Genomic DNA, 889 nt, shown 5'->3' on the forward strand with positions numbered 1-889 from the left:
AATCCATTTTTCAAGCGTGGATCGGCGACATCATGGGCGATGATAAGCTGGTTGGCCAACTAGCGGTTGATGGTAAAGCTCTTCGTGCTACCGCTAAAGGGCGAGGTGCCAACGCTGTTCATATGGTCAATGTCTGGTCAACTGAGCTGGGGATGTGTGTTGGCCAGCAAAAAGTCGCTGACAAATCTAACGAGATCACGGCAATACCTGAGCTACTCCAACTTCTTGAATTAAAAGGGTGTTTAGTCAGTATTGATGCGATGGGTACACAGGTAAAAATCGCCGACACCATCCTCAAAAAGTCGGGTGATTACCTGCTTGCAGTGAAAGACAACCAACCTAGCCTCAATACTGAAGTAAAAGAACAGTTCCAAGCGTATTGGGATAAGAATGAAACCGATGTTTCGGGGCACGGCTTTACTGAACAATTTGACTCAGAACATGGGCGAAAAGAGCATCGACGTTGTTGGGTTCTGATGGTTGATGAAAGCATGCCAGTTTGCCAGCAGTGGAAAGCGAAGACGATCATAGCCGTGCAGGCTGAGCGAATTGAAAATGGCAAAGGCTATGATTTCGTGAGATTTTATATAAGTAGCCGAGCGTTGGATGCCACCTCAGCGCTGAAGGCAACCCGAGCGCACTGGTCGGTAGAAAATCTGCTGCACTGGACTTTAGATATTGCGTTCGGAGAGGATCAACTTCAGGCCAGAGCGGGCTTCGCTGGGGAAAACTTAGCGGTCATCAGGCAGTGGATACTGAACATGCTGAAGCAAAACAAATCACGTAATCTAAGCATGGCCAACAAGCGCAGGCTCTGCTGTCTGAATGAACAATATTTGTTCGAATGTATGGGGTTGTTCAAAGTATAAACACTGATGCGTCAGCCCTG

The 889-nt window shown here is 47.6% G+C and carries 1 protein-coding gene; it reads left to right on the top strand.

Translation table 11 applies throughout. The annotated features are described in order from the left end of the window. Nucleotides 1–869 (top strand): ISAs1-like element ISKpn9 family transposase (locus OKC30_RS21160; protein WP_270809833.1); only part of this gene is annotated, 869 nt, incomplete at its 5' end. Nucleotides 870–889: the final 20 nt, after the last annotated feature.

Source organism: Aeromonas sp. QDB18 (assembly GCF_027705325.1).
Lineage (GTDB): Bacteria > Pseudomonadota > Gammaproteobacteria > Enterobacterales > Aeromonadaceae > Aeromonas > Aeromonas caviae.